Below are 18,486 nucleotides of genomic sequence, written 5' to 3' on the forward strand. Positions count from 1 at the left end.
CAGCAAAACGGCCGGAAATATCCGGCCGTTTTTTATTTCAGTATAATGGGTAAGGTTGTTCCGTCTTTTATCGTATATTCTTTACCGTTAGCGACTATCAGTAATCTGTTCTTGTCTTTTCTTTTTACCTCGACATCAAATATTTTACCGAAGGCGTGGATATTGCGTAATGCCATATGGTCCCAGCCTTCCGGCAGCCGCGGCGTACAGTCAAAACTGTTAAATCCTGTCGGCCTCATACCAAACATCCCTTCGGTGAAAATGCGGCAATACAGGCCGCTTTCAGCGGAGAGGTGCCGCTGGTTGCCTTCCGGGTACGCTTCCACCGGATAAGGCACATGTTCTCCCAGCAACCGGCGGCGGGAGTAGTATTCCAGTTTATCCATTGCCCTGGCTGTTTCGCCGGCGGCAAACACGCCCCGCAGTGCATACAGCGTAGAGCGGTCCCAGAAGGTCCGGTCGCCGGACTGGGAGGCGAGCCCGTCTTCCGTCCACAGCTTCGGAGAAAACAGGGCCGCAATTGTGCCCTCTTTCCGTTCGAACAGTCCGGTTGTCAGCGGTGTTGCGATCCAGGCGCGCAATACTTTATTTTCCTCGTAATAGCGGTAAGTATCAAATCCTTCCACGGTAGCGCCGAAGAAGCGGTCGATGTTTTTCCGCAGCGCCTCTGCCCGTTGCGCGTAATCCCGCGCCGGTACTTTTAATTGCTTCGCCAGCAGCACGGCAGAGCGCAGTGCATCGTAGTACAGTGCGCTGGTATTGAGATTGGCTTTCCCCGCCGGAAAACGGCCTTCCAGTTCATCGCTGTCGGAATGCACTACGCCATTTTCATTCACCTGCCGGCGCAGGTATTCCAGGCTCCATTCTATCAGGGGCCACAGCACCCTGGCAGAATCGGCATTACCGGCTGCGAGGGCGTAACGGCTGGCGCCATAGGCGATCATCGCCATATCGCCGCGGTCTTTGGCGCCATGCCAGGTACCGTCGCCTTCCGCTACGATGGAGCTGGGAATGGGTTTATAATCCGGGTTCATATACTTCGCAAACCAGCGATAGCTGTTCATCGCGGAATTAAGCGCTATACTGTCGCCCAGGAAGCCGAAGAAGGGGTTCACATATTCTGCCTGATCATTGGCCCAGATAGCGGCATAATAACGCAATCCGCCGGGCCCGTGCAGGTACCCTCCCTTCGTGAGGTAAATACTTTCCGTCGCCCTGATCTTTGCAAAGGCGAAAGCGGTGTTCAGCAGGGTGTCTGGTGTTTCCAGCTGCAGAAGCGACAAGATACCGGCTATCCGTTGCCGGCGGCCTGCCAGTTCCGCATCGGCATTGATCTGCGGCCGGGGTTCGGTACCCCGGCGGGCGCTGTACCCTATAACAAACCGGACAGAATCGCCGGCGGCCACCTGCTGCCTGCCCGCTCCGGCTGTTTCTATGGTAAAGTAAAGCGGTCCGTTTGCACTGCGGCTTTCCGCCGGCATCCGCTCCAGCTGCATGGCTTCCATTTCAATAGGCACCGGCTGCGTGCCGTGATTGATGAATACCAACTGCTCCAGCACCAACGGCTGGTTATCAGACGGGAAGAAGGTCCTTTTCAGTTCTACCAGGCGATCATTTCCCAGTACACTATTGATGGTGGTGATCCCGCTGTGTTGCATACTGCGCACTTTCTCAGGCAGTGCCTTTACAGGACCGCCGTTGTAGACGTCCGGCTTCCACAGCTTATTGTTGATAAAAAAGCGTGGCAGCATGTTATCGGCAACAGTATACATCATGGCAGTCTCCGTCTTGTTGGGCATCAGGCGGTACGTGGGAAAAACAATCGTCCGCGTAATGACGCTGGCGCCGCTGCTGTCTACCCCGTATTGCAGCCAGAGGGCCACTTTTTTACCGGCCATTTCAATATGGTCTGCGTGAGGGACAGGGCCATTAATATTCCAGATAATGCTGCCGTCGGACGCTATCTTCCAGCGGTCGGGCGTTTGGGCGTAACCGTCATACGGGCATAAACATGCCGCAGCCAGCACCCCTTTGATCAGTATCGTTTTCATAAATTCGTGGGATATCTTGCAAACAAATTATACCATCGTCCGCGCAATTCATAACAGAAAGATCATACCGGACAGTATCCGGTCAGCATCGGATAAAATAATATAAATAGCGGTTTTGTTATCTTCATGTCGTAAACGGGTTAACTTTTTAACAGGCCCGGCGTTAAATACTAAAACCGTATCAAGAGAGTGCATACGCTCATCAACTATCTGACTGGCTCCGACTGGCATCTGTATGTTAAAATAAGCAGCACAGTGCTGTTAATCCTGACATTTGCCGGCGTTATCTTCTCCATACTCCTGGAAAACAGGAACCCGATAAAGGCTATGGCCTATATTATGCTGCTGGTGTTTATACCGATCGTAGGCCTGATCGTATATTATTACCTGGGACGGGACCTGCGTAAAAAAAGGCGGTTCACCCTGAAAGGCAGCAAGGATGAGGTGCTGTTCGCCAAATACTGGCAATCCCAGCGATCGGAAATAGAACAGATGCAACTGGAACTGCGGCAGGCGGTGGGTACCAAGCAGGAATTGTCGGCCATGCTGCTCAATACAAGACAGTCTATTCTCACCAAAAACAACCGGGTAAAACTGCTGATCAACGGGGAAGAAAAATTCCCGGAGGTAATGGCCGCGCTGCGGGCAGCCAAACACCATATCCACATCGAGTATTACATGATCGCTGCAGATGATGTGGGCAATGAAGTAACGCAGATACTGGTGGAAAAACTGAACCAGGGCGTACAGGTCCGCTTTGTTTACGACGATATGGGCAGCGACCGGATAAAAAAAATACCCAAAATACTGAAGGAGAACGGCGCCAGCGTATATACTTTTTCACCCGTGCTGGTAGGCCTTTACCGGAATGCCAACTATCGGAATCACCGGAAAATCATCGTGATAGACGGCTCGGTGGGATTTGTGGGAGGCATCAACCTGGATGACCGTTATATCAACAATGGTAAACACGATCTCTTCTGGCGCGATACGCATCTTAAAATTGAAGGCGATGCCGTAAACCTGCTACAGCTACAGTTTCTCATGAGTTACCGCTATTGCAGCAAAGAAGTATTTCCTTTTGAAGCGCCTTTCTTCGGTCGTTCCGCCACGCTCTCCGGCACTTGTTTTACCGATATTGTCGCCAGCGGACCGGATTCAGAATGGCCTATGACCATGAGTTCTATTCTCATGGCCATCAATGTGGCCAAAAGAAGGATCAGGATCACCAATCCATATTTTGTGCCCACGGAAGAATTGCTGACAGCCTTACAGATCGCAGCTTTGGCGGGGAAAGACGTGCAGCTGCTGCTGCCGCTGAAAGGCGATTCCTTTATTGTGCAGCATGCGGCCCTCTCCTATATGAAGCCCTTACTGGCAGCAGGTGTGAAGGTATTTTTTTACACAAGAGGTTTCATTCACGCCAAAACGATGGTCATAGATGATAACCTGGCCTGGGTGAGCTCTGTCAATTTTGACAACCGCAGTTTTTTCCTGAATTGTGAAATCGGTGTGTTGGTGTATGATAAGGAAGTAACAGCCAAGCTGGACCGTGCATTTGATGAAGATCTGCTGTATGCCTTGCCCGTACAGGAAACCCGCTGGAACAGAAGAAATATTTTCAACCGGTTTATGGACTCTGTCTGCAGGCTGCTGACGCCTTTATTATAGCCGCTTAATATTTATCGTCCTCATCTTCGTCAAGGAATTCGCCGTTGTCTTCTTCCAGGTCCTGGTGGCGGTCTCCGCCGAGGCTGTACAGGTTGTTTTCTTCATCCTCTTCCCCGATTGCTTCGCTATCGTCGTCCAGTTCTGCCCCCGGCACGTCCAGATCGTCGCCTGTTTTATCCTGGCGCCAGGTCTCTTCCTGTTCATCGCTGCGTTTAGGGCTTTTGCGTTTATCCTCGGGCAGTTCACTGTTATGCCGGAACGAGCGGGTCACATCGTCCATATTCAGATCCACTTCATTGCTGCGGTTTTCCCTGTTCATGATATCTTCGCTGGCCGGATACGCCGGGTATCCCGGAAAATCCTGCTCCTCTTCCCCAGTTTTTCTCTTCTTTTTATCGTCATGTTTGTTTGCCATAAAAATGTTTTTTTGGTACGGAGACACGCAGAAAATGACGTGCCATCTACCATGATAACAAAGGAAGAAACCGATTGTTTTGGCCGGTTATATTGAACGGGGGCTGCTTTGCCGCCGTCACGGCTTTTTGCCGGTGAAGGTGAGGTGTACGGTCATCCCGGCGGAGTACAATTTTACCTGTCCATATCCCACCCCATTCAGCGGAATTTTGACATAGGGTTGTACCCCCAGGAGCAGGCCGCGGCCTGAAGGGCGTTGGTAGAGGATGCCGGCGTTGATGATAGAGAGATAATGCTGGTTTTCGTTGGTGACGGTCCTTTCTTTCGGCGGGCCGTATTCATACAGGTACCGGTATTTTTCCTTCAGCATAAAATAGTTGGAAAAGCCAAGCGTAGCGCTGACTTTATTCTTCTTTACCGAAAGAAAAGTATAGTTCATGTTGATAGGCACATCCAGTACATCACAGTCGGCGTTTACTTTTTCGAGGGTGCCATAGGGAGTGCTGGTGCTGCCGGTGCGATAGTCGTTTGGTGAGGCGCCGTATATTTTTTTGCTGTACACGGCCCCTGTTGTCACGAAGAGGTTTCTGTTGAAATAGTAATGCACCAGTACACCGGCGTTAAAGCCGATGTTACCGTATTTAAAAGAGGGCGCCACTGTCAGGTCAGGCCCGAAGACCAGGCCTGCATACCATTTTTTCGTTTTCCGTGTCACGGCCGTCAATGTACTGTCTTTTAAAGCGACAGACACCGTTTGATAATCTTCTTTAACAGCCGGCGTATCAATTTTCGTATAGTCGTTTAAGTTATTTGAATCTATTTTCGTATAGTCGTTGATGTTATTAACTATAGTTTCTCCGGATAAGGGTAATACAGGCCGTTGCTGGCTTAATGCCGGCGGGTTGGTTTCACTACCCTGCAAACGGAGTGTTCCGCTGTCATTATTCGCAGCTATGGTGTAAGAAGGGATTACCAAAGCTTCTTTTCCTGCCGTACCGGGTTGTTGGTTGGTGACAGCGGGTACAGCTACCGGCAGCTGTTGGTATTTTTCCGGTGTCTTTTCCTGGTTTTCCTTTTTTTCGGGGAGACGACCGGAATTTTTTTCAGGGAGATTTTCTCCTGGAAAATGTTGAGCGCCTGTTATCTGTTGCTGCTGTTTTGTGCTGCCGGTATCCGGCATAAACCACCATACGCCTAGCGCCAGCAACAGTATGGCAGCAGCGGCCCACCACCAGATGAGCACAGGCTTGCGGCCCTTGTCTCCATCCAGCAGCGCTTCCATTTTTTCCCACGCCTGCGGGTCAAATGGATGGTCAGCTTCATTCAGCTTGTTGCGGATACTATTTTCGAAATCTTCACTCATTTTTATGCACAACAAAGTTAACGGCGGTAGTGGCGGTAGCGCCTTTACCTGCAGCGATGAGAATTTTTTCCTGTAGTATTTTCTTTGCTTTAAACAGATTGGATTTGGAGGTGCCTTGAGAAATCCCCAGCAGCACAGCAATTTCATGATGCTGATAACCTTCCATAACATAGAGATTGAATACAGTCCGATAGGCCGGTGACAGGGATTGCACATGCATCAGCAGTTCATCATAAGACAGTTTTTCCACTACATTATCTTCCTTTCCCAATTCATGATAGTGTTCTGCCTGATCGGTAAATACCAGCTTCTTTTTACTGCGTAGAAAATCAATGGCGGTGTTGACCATAATTTTACTCAGCCATGCTTTAAACGGGCGATTGCTATCAAAGGTAGAAATACGCTGAAAAACTTTCAGAAAACCATCATTCATAATTTCAATCGCTTCTTCCCTGTTTGGCGCATAACGCATACAGATACTCAAAGCATACCCAAAAAATTTACGGTACAGCAATTCCTGGCTGCTGCGATTCTTATCACAGCACCCTGAAATGATGGTATGAATTTGGTTCAGGTCTTCCACAAATGATCGTTACCTGTCTTTAGCTAAAAAAACCAAACTGTGGTCGTCCCCTTGATTTTTTGGGTACGTTTCGCGAAAACAGCTGGTTAATGTCCTATGCATACGAAAGCGATGTGAAATTGGTTGCTTTTCTCTCAAAAAAAATCAACATCTATTTTTTGGGCATTTTTAAGCCCATTTTCGAACTTTTCCTTTTTTTGAATAAACGGTATCAGTCCCGACGTGTTTTGCCAAATTTACCCTATTTCTTGAAGTCGATTTTTCGGCTTTTTGTTCGAAAAATTTACTTTTTTACGTAACAAAGCGGTTATTTGAACAGATTTCTCTCCGGATGTTTAAACCCGGCCAAAAATTACTTTCGATGTTTTTGGGATAAATATTCTGACTTTTCCTTTTGACATTTTCCGGTTGGTAGTTTTCCGGGAATATAACGGAACATCTTTGCTGAAATTTTGGGCGGGTATTCTTTGGTCTTTTCCGGTTCAAAATATCCGACCTTAAAAACAGAAAAGGAAGTATCATTCAGATACTTCCTTTTTTGTTTTTATAAGTTTATTGAAAATTATCTTCCCATGTATACCATCAGGATTTGTACATCGCTGGGATTAACGCCGCTGATCCTGCTGGCTTGTCCCAATGTATGCGGACGGATTTTAGTGAACTTTTGTTTGGCCTCGGTGGAGAGGGAAACCAGTTTACTGTAATCAAAATTCTCCGGGATAATCAGGTCTTCGAGCTGGCTCATTTTTTTCACCAGTTCATTTTCCTTCTCTATATATACATCGTATTTGATCTGAATTTCTGCCTGTTCCAGTACTTCTCTGCCGAAGCCAGCCAGTGCCTGTTCTATTTTCGGAACGGCTGTTTTCATGGAGAAGATATCCAGGTTCGGGCGGAGCAATATCTGGTGGGCCCGTTGTTTTTGGGTAAGGCCGGCAGATGATTTGGATTCCAGCAGGGTGCCGATTTCTTCCGGTTCGATGGACAGTTCTTTCAGGATGGTTTTTACCTTTTCCACCTGTTCTTTTTTCTGTTGTACTTTAGCCATTCTGTCTTCCTTTGCGAGGCCCAGTTTATAGCTTCTTTCGGTAAGGCGCAGGTCGGCGTTATCCTGACGGAGCAGTGTCCGGAATTCGGCCCGGGAGGTGAACATGCGGTAAGGTTCTTCCGTTCCTTTATTGATCAGATCGTCGATCAGTACCCCGATATAGGCTTCGCTTCTTTTCAGGATAAAAGGATCCTGTTCGGTGGCTTTCAGGTGGGCGTTGATACCTGCCATCAATCCCTGGCATGCCGCTTCTTCGTATCCGGTGGTCCCATTGATCTGACCGGCAAAGAAGAGGTTTTGCACCTGTTTTGTTTCCAGGGAGAACTGTAACTGTGTCGGCGGGAAGAAATCGTATTCGATAGCATAACCCGGGCGGAACATGCGGCAGTTTTCAAACCCTGGTACCAGGCGGAGTGCTTTCATTTGCACATCTTCGGGCAGGGAGGTAGAGAATCCGTTCACATATATTTCCACGGTATCGAAGCCTTCCGGTTCCACGAACAGCTGGTGTCTTTCCCTTTCCGCAAAGCGGTTGATTTTATCTTCGATGCTGGGGCAGTAACGGGGGCCGGTGCCCTGGATGCGTCCCTGGAACATGGGAGATCTGTCAAATCCGGTGCGCAGCATTTCATGTACTGCGTCGCTGGTATAGGTAATCCAGCAGCTTCTTTGTTGTGCCGGTTTTATTTTTTCTATGTCGAGATAGGAAAATCCTACGATGTCTTCGTCGCCCAGTTGTTCTTCCATTTTGGAATAGTCCAGGCTTCTGCCATCGATACGGGGAGGTGTTCCTGTTTTCAGGCGATCGCTTTCGAAGCCGAGGGAAACGAGTTGTTCCGTGATTCCTGTCGCCGCTTTTTCAGCGACGCGGCCTCCGCCAAATTGTTTATCACCGATGTGAATTACACCGTTGAGGAAAGTACCGTTGGTAAGCACTACTGCTTTCGCTTTGATTTCATGTCCCAGTCCGGTTACCACCCCATAGCAACGGCCATCTTTTACGAGGAGGCCTTTTACCATGTCCTGGTAGAAGTCCACGTTCGGGGTTTTTTCCAGGGCTTCCCGCCATTTTGCAGCAAAAAGCATACGGTCGCTCTGAGCACGGGGGCTCCACATAGCGGGTCCTTTAGAGCGATTGAGCATCCTGAACTGTATCAGGGACTGGTCTGTAACAATCCCTGAAAAACCGCCGAGTGCATCTATTTCTCTTACAATCTGACCTTTGGCAATTCCCCCCATAGCAGGGTTGCAACTCATCTGTGCGATGGTTTGCATGTTCATGGTCACCAGCAGAACTTTGGAGCCCATATTGGCAGCAGCAGCGGCAGCTTCACACCCCGCATGGCCAGCGCCTACCACAATGATATCGTATGATGGAAACATAATAATTTAAAGAAAGTGCAAAATTACGGAGAAGACAGCACATTGCAGAGATAAAGTGGAATGTTCCACGTGGAACATTGGGTGATTTACTCCCGGTTGACAAACCGGTAAAAGAAGCTGTAAGGAGGCAGGAAGCACCTCCTGTTTATCCATTCTCAAAACAAGGACGAGTATTTCACACACCTGAAGGGTGCCGGCATCCTCCGGTTTACCCAGGCTAATAAACCCCGGCTTTTCTTATACGTTTGTTTTATGAAGACTTTTACGATCGAATTCCAAATGGCCACGGATATTTTACCGCTTCAGGGGAAACACATGTCCGCTCACTTCTTGCCTAATAAATCTGTACCGTTTTTGTTTCTGAATCACGGTATACCCGTTCCGGAAGCATCGTCATCCTAAATATCCCTTCGAGCAATATCCTGAAACATCCGGTCAATTTTCCGGTCCCCATATAACGCCCCATTTCTCCGGATTTAGAGATGTACTGTTTCAAAGGCATCCGCCTTGAAACATCCAGTCTATTTTCCGCCTCCATTAACAGCCCTCTTTTTCAGATTTAGAGACTTACAATTTCAGAAGCGTGCCCCTGAAACATCCGGTCAATTTCCACCCCATTTAACTGCCCCCTCTTTTTCAGATTTAGAGACCTACTATTTCAGAAGCATCCACCTTGAAACATCCAGCCAATTTTCCACCCCATTTAACTGCCCCCTCTTTTTCAGATTTAGAGACCTACTGTTTCAGAAGCATCCACCTTGAAACATCCAGCCAATTTTCCGCCTCCATTAACAGCCCCCTCTTCTCCGGATTTGGAGACATACTATTTCAGAAACATCACCCTGAAACATCCGGTCAACTTTCCACCCCACTTAACCGCCCCTCTTCTCCGGATTTGGAGACATACGGTTTCAGAAACAACCGCCTTGAAACATCCTTGTCAACTTCCTACAGCATTTCCCCCTCCTTTTCCGAATCCGGAGTCATTCAAAATTCCCTGAAGCATTATCATACAGGAATATCCTATTCCCTTCATCACACCACCAGCGTCTGGGTATATTCTGAATCACAGAAAGGACAAGGCCAGGGATAAATATCAGACGGAAAATTCTGCAAGCAATTCACCAGACATCTTTGCTGGTGGACGAAACTGCATTCCTTGTAAATGCGGGTGCAAGCGGCGGCTTTTAAGATGGTCTGATGGAGATAGTGAAAGTCGCCCCGCCCAAAGTAATGTCATCACCAGGCCTTCCATCAAACGAGAGAGAGAAAGTACAAGGCTTAGGAATATAGTCCACATGTTAGCATCAGGAGGATAGTTTATCCTGCTGAAGTACCCTGAACCATGTTGACCACTGAAAAAACCAGTATTTTTTGATGACTGTTTAATTGTAGTGGGGGTGTTCCGGTTGAGACCATCATCGCCCGAAATCTCCACACTGAAAAGCAGTGTCATCAGCAGGCTTTTCAGGAAACGGATGTGGTGGAAAACGCTATACTCAGAAAGACGAAACCGTGGGTTAACATCTGGACGAAAGTTCACGCTAGACAATTCACGCTATAAATATATTTGGTCCACCTGGGAAGAGGAAGCTACATTCTTCTGATAAAACAGGTGACAAACGAGACATATGAAATGGTGCTCATGATGGTGCCTGAGATAACATTGTCACTCACTACCTATCTACGGCGAGCCACCGCATTAACAGGCATTAAGTGAAATAAAATACCGCAGGCACCTTGAAAAATAAGGATTGAAAATCTCCTTTGGAAGCGGGCCTTATCTTTTATCCTCTTTTTATCTCAGAGCGGGTAGCATTTTTATTTCACAATGCCATCAATGCGACTCCTTGCCTCTATTAGGGCCGTTAAAGAGATATGAATCCCTATATGCCAAAGTGCTTCCTGAAACGGCCAAAAAGGGCTTAAAACAGCTAATATTGACCATCATACCATCAGGAACCAATACACTGGTTTATTTGTACGAAAAATTTTAAAAGGAAGCTGATAAAGTGCCGGGCGATAAAAGCCAAATCATTCAGAGGATTGAATAGTATGAGCGTCTGCTTCAAAGGGAATCTGAAAAGCATGAAGTTCCTGGCTCCAATGCGTATATCCCCAAGCTTTCGGCAAAAGTTGTCTTAACATTTCAAAGTAAAAGTCTCCGCGAAAGTAGGTTCCCTTTGAATGATATGGAAGAGCTCGGGGAAAAGACAAGGTCCAGGTGATTACTCCAGGTCCCCTTCTATCATACACAGGGCATCTGGAATTCGTGCCCCCTGCATCAGAAAGAAATGTATGCAAGCGTCCGGGATTTCTTTGCAGCTGCGTCACTTTTCAGATGGCAATCTTTTTGGGATGGCAGGTGACTGGTTTTGAAACCGGCATTTCTGATGCCCTGCTTCCTTGCTACGCCGCTTTTCAGGAAGCTCCACTGCTGGCAGCCAGGTTGATCATGTTGAAAGCTGCGTTAAATGCCTGCTTCCTTGCTACGCCACTTTTAAGAAAGCTCCCCCTGCTGGCAGCCAGGTTGATCATGTTGAAAGCTGCGTTAAATGCCTGCTTCCTTGCTACGCCACTTTTAAGAAAGCTCCCCCTACCGGCAGCCAGGCTGATAAGGTTGAAAGCTGCGTTTAAATGCCTGCTTCCTGGTTGCGTCGCTTTTAAGAAAGCTCCTCTATTGGCAGCCAGGCTGATCAGGCTGAAAGCTGCGTTTAAATGCCTGCTTCCTGGTTGCGTCGCTTTTAAGAAAGCTCCTCTATTGGCAGCCAGGCTGATCAGGCTGAAAGCTGCGTTTAAATGCCTGCTTCCTGGTTGCGCCGCTTTTCAGGAAGCTCCCCCTGCTGGCAGCCAGGGGGACCATGTTGAAAGCCTATACTCCAGGTCCTGCTTCCCGCCAGGATTACTTGCAGGAACTTACCTTCTGACAGGGCTGCCTTCATGTCCACTTCCCCGCCTATCTGTGATTATTATCGGTAAGCACCCAAATTCCTCCCCGTGCTCCTATCCCGCTGTTTTAACGGGAATCCATCAAACTATTTCGTTATTGGTTATGAATCCTAACAGGGTTCTGTAGAAGAATTCTTGTTCTATGAGACTAAGGGGCTAAATGTGGGGGAACGATTTTAAAATCTAACTATGTTCCACGTGGAACATTCAAAAATTCATTTTAAAAAAATGTTCCACGTGAAACATCATTGCTATTCCAATGCACCGAAATACTTAATCAGATATTTATCTTCCATTTGTTGCATCAGTGCATTCTCTGCTTTACTCTTATCTTTAAATCCACACAAGTGTAAAGCACCATGAAAAATTACCCTATGCAACTCCTGGTTAACAGACACCTTAAATTTCCCGGCATTCTCTTTCACCCTGTCAACGCTGATGTAAATTTCACCTTCCGTTACATCCGGATCCTCTCCCATTTCAAAAGTAACGATATCAGTGTAGGTGTCATGTTGCAAAAACTGCTTGTTGATCTCCAACAAATACGCATCAGAACAAAAAATGTAATGCAGGTCTTTTACCCCCTGTCCCTCATCGGCAAATAAATCCTTTAAAAAGGCTTTTAACTTTCTTTTTTCTTTCAGGTCCACTTTTACCTCGTGCGCTGTAAACTGAATTGCCATTGATGTATCGAATTATATAAAGTGGTGTAAAAGTAAAGTGAAATTTTGGATTGGATCCCGGATTCTTTTTGCATATTCCGTGCCCGGCGGTACCTTTGCCCTGTCATTCATCGTAGCAATACCCCCGTTGCCAAAACTTAGTTTAAACAGATTAATACGTAGGTATGAAAAAAGGCATAATGAAATTATCTTCCCTGGCAACAGGTAAAAGCGCAGTAATCATAGAATTTGAAAAAGACGATCTGCATATTAAGTTGATGGAGATGGGCTGCGTACCAGGTGAAACCGTTAAGATTGAAAAAATCGCTCCCCTGGGTGATCCCATTTCAATCATGGTGGCAGGCTATAACCTGTCCCTCAGAAAAACGGAAGCTGACCATATTTGGGTAGAGGAAATATAATTTCCTCTACTTGTTTTCCCCCTTTCCCTCTTCTCCTATCCCCCTCGTTATTGATTTCCTCCAACAAGAAAAAAATTTTAAAAAATTTGGCCCCCTGGTCTTGAAACCCTGTGTCGGCTCCCTATTTTCCACGCTAAAAAGGAAAAATCCGGCTTACAGATGTCCCTCCTCCTTTCTTTTTCCACAAAATCTTCCTTCAAAAAAAATTTTTGCTGAAAAATTTACCTGTTATGCACAAAAGGCGCCCTCCCTTTTCTAAAAATCTCCTGAGGAGACTGGTTTTCCACAGTATTTCCGTCAAAAAAGAAAAATTTTAAAAAAAATAAGCTCCTTTTTCAACAAAAAGGCTTTAAAAAGCAATCACTGGCAAGAAAGCGCACCGTTTTTCCACATTTTTTATGTGAAAAAGCAAAAATTTTTCAAATAAACAGACCTTACCGCCTTAAAAGAGTTGGAGGATTCAAAAAATCAAAGACTACTTCGCATCTTTTAACAGAAAACAAAAAAATTTTCGAAAAAAGCAGCTGGTTTTCCACAAAAGCCTCCATACAAGCAGAATTTTGGGGCTTTATGAGGATGAAAAACAAAAAAAACTGTACTTTTTCCACATAAACCAGCGCTTTTATTCCAAATTGTCCGAAAGGCTATTCTTTTTCCACATTTTTTCCGTCCAGCGTCTGAAAAAGTAAACTTCTCCTAAACACTATCCCCTGTAAAGGGCCAGCTGGCACTGGCTTCAAAAAATTCTACGCCTCAATGAGCGGGCTGAGAAACTGCTCCATCGTAAATGCATGGCATTCCCCCATCAAATTTTATTCGTCGCATTCTCAGCCCTTTGTTCAAGCCCTCAGAATAAAGTCTTTTTCCCTCTATCCGGTATCCCGAAACACAATCGATTCTCAGCCTGCTTGCAATGCCGTGAGAATCCAATAAAAATAACTATCCCATCTCCTTATCTCAAAGCCAAAATATATTCAATTCTCAAAGCCTTGTCTGGCTCGTGAGAATGGCTCCTATTACAGCCTGATGATCAACACTGCAGTTTCCAAAAAAATATTCAATTCTCAGCGCCTGACCTACACGCTGAGATTTCAATCTTCCACTCCGCCGGGAAAAAGACACTATTGCCATTTAAATATCGAAATGTCAGCGGCTTCATAAGGCGCTGACATTTCAATGGATTTCGATTCCCGTCAGAAATTCCTTTGATGTAAAAAATATTCAATTCTTACGGCTTTACTTAATGGCTGAGAATCGAATAAACTTTTAAGTAACGGGGTACCCCCAATACCGACGTCATTCTCAGGCCACAGACAATGCGCTGAGATTTAAATGAAAAGCAAAATCCCGGGGTAACCCTTGGTTTAAAACAAATATTCGATTCTCAGAGCACTCTTGAAAATCACGCTCAGCTCCCCCCATAGGGCCGGCTTCTGCGGAAAAAAAGATTTTTATACGCCAGTATGCAAAGCTTACCGGCCATGGCTAATAGCTCCTAATGCAGAAAACGAAATCGATCTCAAAAAAATAAAGGCGCCGAGAATTGAATGAAAAGTAAAATCGCGGGGTTTCACCATCAATTATGTTTTTATTCAATTCTCAGCGCCTTCAAAAATTGGCGGGCAACGCTTTAATAAATGGAAATTTTAGGAAGGATTAAAGAAGTCAAAGAAATAACAGACTCTCGCGGAACTTATAAGGCTTTGAGAATCTCATAAAAAAAAATTTTTCGGGCTAACCCAAGGCGAAAAAAAAGAATTAAAATCTCAGCGCCTTCAAAAAGCGGATTTAAGCACTTATTCACATACAAAGAAGCGAAATTAAGACAGCTACCTTCAATAAACCGGGGAAATGGGTGGATAAAATCAAATATTCAACTCTCAAAGGCTTCATAACCGCCTGAGAATTAAATGATTCTGGCTAAAACGGGAAAGCCCCGGGGTTATGTAAACCTCGGGGCTTCCCGTAAAGACCAATAAATTAATTGATCGAAAAATAAAATTTGAATGATATTGAAAATCAAATAGTTAAATCAAAGTCCAGCGCGTTCACTGATCTCCAGCATTCGCTCTATCGGCTTTTTAGCGGCGATTCTCAGGCTTTCTTCCATCGTAATTTCCGGCTGTTCGTATTCCATGCACAGATACAGCTTCTCAAGCGTATTCAATTTCATGTGTGGACAGTCATTACAAGCACATGCATTATTTGGCGGGGCCGGAATAAAAGTCTTCCCCGGATTTTCTTTCTGCATCTGATGCAGAATACCGGTTTCTGTTACCACGATATATTCCTGGGCATCGTCTTTTTTGCTGAACTTCAACAAACCTGTGGTGGAACCAATGTAATCGGCCACCGCCAGTACCGCCGGCTCACATTCCGGATGTGCAATAATTTTCGCTTTCGGATGCTGTGTTTTCAGTTTCGTGATTTTCTCCAGTGAAAAAATTTCGTGCACCATGCAGGCGCCGTTCCACAAAACCATATCGCGGCCTGTTTTCTTAATCAGGTAAGATCCCAGGTTACGGTCAGGTGCAAAAATGATCGGTTGGTCTTTCGGAACACTTTCAATAATTTTTTCTGCATTGGAAGAAGTGCAGATGATATCGCTCAGTGCCTTGATACCTGCCGAACAGTTGATATAGGAAATCACGATGTGATCAGGGTACTTGTCACGGAATTTTTTAAAAAGTTCGGGAGGCGCACTGTCTGCCAGGGAACATCCTGCTTTCAGGTCGGGCAAGAGTACTTTTTTCTGCGGGCTCAGAATTTTTGCCGTTTCAGCCATAAAGTGCACGCCGGCAAAAACAATAATATCGGCATCCGTTTTGGCAGCTTGTTGACTGAGGCCAAGACTGTCTCCGATATAATCGGCCACATCCTGGATGTCGGGCTCCTGGTAATAGTGCGCCAGTACGATCGCGTTTTTTTCCTTTTTCAGATTTTCGATCGCTGCAAACAGGTCCAGAGCTGGGTCAACCGGTATATCCAAAAATCCGTTATGCTGCAAATTTTTTTTCGCGACAGCGATTTCAGTAATCATAACTATATACTTATTTATTTATTTAAAAAGAAAAGCCCACTACTATTAGGGCTGTGAATATGTGGAAATTAATTTTCCAGCACCTGTACAAATGTAGTTGTTATTCCTTTTTTATACGCTTTCCACATCTAATTAACACCGTATTTCCCCGTCATTGCTGGATTTTACCTATTTCATCCACATACGTGGATATCGTTGTTGGTGAAAATCTTTTTCACCGGGAGGGTATTGGGAAAATGTTAAAAGAACGCTTTTACTATCCACAATTCACATCCGCTTTTTTTGAGGTAAACTTTTGGGAGAAAAACAAAATTAGTTTTACCGGTGTATAAAGGCACCTTTTCCCACCTTATTTTCAGTTTTACAGGTGGTTTTACACAGGTATTGTGGAAAAAAAACGATCGGACGAGTCAAAACGCCAAAATGAGGCATTGTTGAAAATAACCGTGTTTTATTCACATTTTCCTGTGGATTGTGAAAAATGGCTTTTTCACATTTGTGTATAAACTGTTGAGCTTCCCAGGTGGACTGTTTTGCGAAAATACCCGTTCCTGCCGGTATTTTGAAATACTAACACGTTGAAAAAAAGCACCTTGAAAAAAGGGGATATCTGTGGAAAACCTGTGAATGATAACCAGTCCACAAAAGTGTTAGAAAGGCCTCAAATCCTTTACTGTATTGGGTTTGAAAGCAAAAAATACTCTTTTGCAGTTACAGTTATTTTATTCTATTTTTGCTTTCCTTAAAAATGTAGACTATATAATATATGTCAGTAATTCAGAAAATCAGGGACAAATATGCCGTCGTGATCGTAGTAGTGATTTGCCTGGCTATTGTTAGTTTCCTGTTGCAGGATGCCTTTTTTGGCAAAAGTTCTCTCGCCCGCCGTTCTACCACTGTGGGTAAAGTAAACGGTGAAGAGCTGGATCTCGGAGAATACCAGCGCCGTATTCAGGATGCCGAAGCAGGCGCCCGCCAGCAGATGCCCAATGGTAATATTGACGAACAAACCCGTCAATATATCCGTGAGCAGGTTTGGAACCAGTTTCTGAATGAACAGATTATGCAGGCCCAATATGAAAAACTGGGTATCGCAGTGACTGAAGCGGAAGTGGTAGACCAAATCAAAGGTAAAAACCCGAACCCTATCGTGGTTCAGCAGTTTACCCGCGATGGTCAGTTCGACCGCGTAGCATTACAGCAGACAATCGCACAGGCTCCCCAGAATCCTCAGATCCGTGCAGCCCTCGCGCAGCTGGAAACCTACATCGCCAAGTCCCAGGAACAGCTGAAATATATCACCCTGATCAAACAAGGGGTATATTATCCTAAATGGATGGCTGCCCAGCAGCAGGAAGACAACAGCAAGACCGCTACCATCTCTTATGTAAGCGTACCTTATGCTTCTATTGCTGACTCCACTATTAAAGTAACTGACGCGGAACTGAACCGTTTCATTCAGGACCATAAAGAACTCTTTAAAGTAGAAGAATCCCGCAAAGTGGAATATGTGTCTTTCGACGCCGTTCCTTCTGCCCAGGACTCCGCTGCTGCTATCCAGCAAATCGTTGCCCTGAAAGCAGAACTGGATACCACTAATGATGTTGCCGGTTTCATCAACCGTAACTCTGAGATCAAATACTATGATGGCTACGTTTCCAAAAGCGCTGCCCAGGTACCTCAGAAGGATTCTATCGTAAATCTGCCGGTAGGTGCTGTATACGGTCCTTACTACGATAACAACCTGATCGTGTTCGCGAAAATGGTAGACCGCAAAAACATGCCCGACAGCGTGAAAGTGCGTCATATCCTGATCGCTTCCGGTCCACAGGGCGGTTTACCGGATTCTGTCGCTAAAAAACGTGCTGACAGCATCGAGGTAGCGGTTAGAGGCGGTGCAGATTTCAAAGCACTGGTTACCCAGTACTCCGACGACCCGGGCAGCAAACAAACCGGCGGTGAATACGACATCACTCCAGCTACCCAGTTCGTACCTGAATTCAAAGATTTCGCATTCGAAGGTTCCAAAGGCCAGATCAAAACGGTTAAAACCCAGTTCGGTTACCACGTGATCGAAATCATGGACCAGAAAAACATTGGCCCGGCTATCAAAGTGGCTTACCTCGGTAAAGCTGTTGATGCCAGCAAGGAAACCAACAATAACGCTTACGGCGCCGCCAGCGATTTCGCAGGTAAAAGCCGTACCGCCGTTACTTTCGAAAAGAATGTTCAACAAGGCAAACTGAATAAAAGAATTGCTGACAACCTCCGCCCGATGGATTTTGTAATCCCCGGTATCGGACAGTCCCGCGAACTGGTACGCTGGGCCTATGAAGCCAAAAAAGGCGACGTAAGCACCGTGTTTACCTTCGACGACAAATATGTGGTAGCTGTACTGACCAGCGTTCGCGCTGAAGGCACCGCTCCGCTGGATGACGTAAGACCTCAGGTAGAAGCCGAAGTGAAAAAACATAAGAAAGCAGAACAGATCATCGCTAAACTGCAAACTCCGGCCAGCCTGGACGCAGCTGCTAAATCCACCAACCAACCGGTGCTGAAAGCAGAAGGTGTAAGCTTCGCTTCTCCGTTTATCGCTTCCCTCGGCTTTGAACCCCGCGTTGCCGGCGCTTCTTTCAATAAAGCATGGGGTACCGCCAAAGTATCTGCTCCGATTGAAGGTAATGCTGCAGTATACGTGATCAAAGCTGACAGCTATGAACCAGCTCAGCAGGCACAGGACCTGGCTACCCAGCAGGCTGCTTACGAACAAGGTATCAAATCCCTGCTCGACCAGCAGCTGTTTGAAGTGTTGAAGAAGAAAAGCGACATCAAAGACACCCGCGGTAAATTCTTCTAACAGACAGCATACATTTTTAACTGACATAAGGAAAAGGGAGGCA

At 46.0% G+C, this 18,486-nt stretch carries 11 protein-coding genes; 3 read left to right on the top strand and 8 right to left on the bottom strand.

All coding sequences use genetic code 11. From position 1 onward, the window contains the following. Positions 1-32: 32 nt before the first annotated feature. The gene (locus tag HF324_RS00645) at positions 33-2,051 is read right to left on the bottom strand and encodes a glucosidase family protein (protein ID WP_220101263.1); all 2,019 of its coding nucleotides are present in this window, start codon (positions 2,049-2,051) and stop codon (positions 33-35) included. A gap of 189 nt (positions 2,052-2,240) precedes the next feature. Between HF324_RS00645 and cls the strand changes: the two genes are divergently transcribed. Continuing rightward, positions 2,241-3,722 (top strand): cardiolipin synthase, encoded by a 1,482-nt coding sequence (gene cls, locus HF324_RS00650; protein WP_168861740.1) that lies wholly within the window; start codon positions 2,241-2,243, stop codon positions 3,720-3,722. 4 nt (positions 3,723-3,726) lie between these two features. On the opposite strand, the gene HF324_RS00655 is transcribed toward cls, so the two are convergent. From HF324_RS00655 to ybeY, 6 genes are all read right to left on the bottom strand, one after another. Beyond that, on the bottom strand, positions 3,727-4,137 hold the full coding sequence (locus tag HF324_RS00655; protein ID WP_168861741.1) for a hypothetical protein: 411 nt from the start codon (positions 4,135-4,137) through the stop codon (positions 3,727-3,729). 117 nt (positions 4,138-4,254) lie between these two features. Beyond that, entirely contained in the window at positions 4,255-5,499 is a 1,245-nt protein-coding gene (locus HF324_RS00660) for a porin family protein (protein ID WP_168861742.1), read from the bottom strand. After that, positions 5,492-6,082 carry an RNA polymerase sigma factor gene (locus HF324_RS00665; RefSeq protein ID WP_220100657.1) on the bottom strand — a complete coding sequence of 197 codons (591 nt, stop codon included), beginning with the start codon at positions 6,080-6,082 and terminating at the stop codon, positions 5,492-5,494. The genes HF324_RS00660 and HF324_RS00665 overlap by 8 nt, the downstream gene beginning before the upstream one ends. A 562-nt stretch (positions 6,083-6,644) precedes the next feature. Then, positions 6,645-8,513 (bottom strand): tRNA uridine-5-carboxymethylaminomethyl(34) synthesis enzyme MnmG, encoded by a 1,869-nt coding sequence (gene mnmG, locus HF324_RS00670; protein ID WP_168861743.1) that lies wholly within the window; start codon positions 8,511-8,513, stop codon positions 6,645-6,647. 1,096 nt (positions 8,514-9,609) lie between these two features. Continuing rightward, positions 9,610-9,969: a hypothetical protein gene (locus HF324_RS00675; RefSeq protein ID WP_193114979.1), complete on the bottom strand. Its 360-nt coding sequence runs from the start codon at positions 9,967-9,969 to the stop codon at positions 9,610-9,612. A gap of 1,744 nt (positions 9,970-11,713) precedes the next feature. Further along, positions 11,714-12,145 carry an rRNA maturation RNase YbeY gene (gene ybeY, locus HF324_RS00685; protein ID WP_168861746.1) on the bottom strand — a complete coding sequence of 144 codons (432 nt, stop codon included), beginning with the start codon at positions 12,143-12,145 and terminating at the stop codon, positions 11,714-11,716. Between the two features lie 164 nt (positions 12,146-12,309). Between ybeY and HF324_RS00690 the strand changes: the two genes are divergently transcribed. Further along, positions 12,310-12,546, top strand: a complete 237-nt coding sequence (locus HF324_RS00690; RefSeq protein ID WP_078669684.1) for a FeoA family protein — start codon at positions 12,310-12,312, stop codon at positions 12,544-12,546. A 2,032-nt stretch (positions 12,547-14,578) separates the two neighbouring features. Here HF324_RS00690 and nadA read toward each other — a convergent pair. Then, complete coding sequence (nadA, locus tag HF324_RS00695) at positions 14,579-15,586, bottom strand: quinolinate synthase NadA (protein WP_168808483.1); 1,008 nt, start codon at positions 15,584-15,586, stop codon at positions 14,579-14,581. 766 nt (positions 15,587-16,352) lie between these two features. Between nadA and HF324_RS00700 the strand changes: the two genes are divergently transcribed. Continuing rightward, positions 16,353-18,443, top strand: coding sequence for a peptidylprolyl isomerase (locus tag HF324_RS00700; RefSeq protein ID WP_168861747.1), 2,091 nt, complete (start codon positions 16,353-16,355; stop codon positions 18,441-18,443). Positions 18,444-18,486: the final 43 nt, after the last annotated feature.

The sequence above is a fragment of the Chitinophaga oryzae genome, from assembly GCF_012516375.2.
GTDB classification, from domain to species: Bacteria; Bacteroidota; Bacteroidia; order Chitinophagales; family Chitinophagaceae; genus Chitinophaga; species Chitinophaga oryzae.

Bases quoted from the DNA above. Each gene is read 5' to 3' on its own strand.
- HF324_RS00675 (WP_193114979.1), bottom strand. From the start codon at position 9,969: ATGACACTGCTTTTCAGTGTGGAGATTTCGGGCGATGATGGTCTCAAC.
- ybeY (WP_168861746.1), bottom strand. From the start codon at position 12,145: ATGGCAATTCAGTTTACAGCGCACGAGGTAAAAGTGGACCTGAAAGAA.
- HF324_RS00655 (WP_168861741.1), bottom strand. From the start codon at position 4,137: ATGGCAAACAAACATGACGATAAAAAGAAGAGAAAAACTGGGGAAGAG.
- HF324_RS00690 (WP_078669684.1), top strand. From the start codon at position 12,310: ATGAAAAAAGGCATAATGAAATTATCTTCCCTGGCAACAGGTAAAAGC.
- mnmG (WP_168861743.1), bottom strand. From the start codon at position 8,513: ATGTTTCCATCATACGATATCATTGTGGTAGGCGCTGGCCATGCGGGG.
- HF324_RS00700 (WP_168861747.1), top strand. From the start codon at position 16,353: ATGTCAGTAATTCAGAAAATCAGGGACAAATATGCCGTCGTGATCGTA.
- nadA (WP_168808483.1), bottom strand. From the start codon at position 15,586: ATGATTACTGAAATCGCTGTCGCGAAAAAAAATTTGCAGCATAACGGA.
- HF324_RS00645 (WP_220101263.1), bottom strand. From the start codon at position 2,051: ATGAAAACGATACTGATCAAAGGGGTGCTGGCTGCGGCATGTTTATGC.
- HF324_RS00660 (WP_168861742.1), bottom strand. From the start codon at position 5,499: ATGAGTGAAGATTTCGAAAATAGTATCCGCAACAAGCTGAATGAAGCT.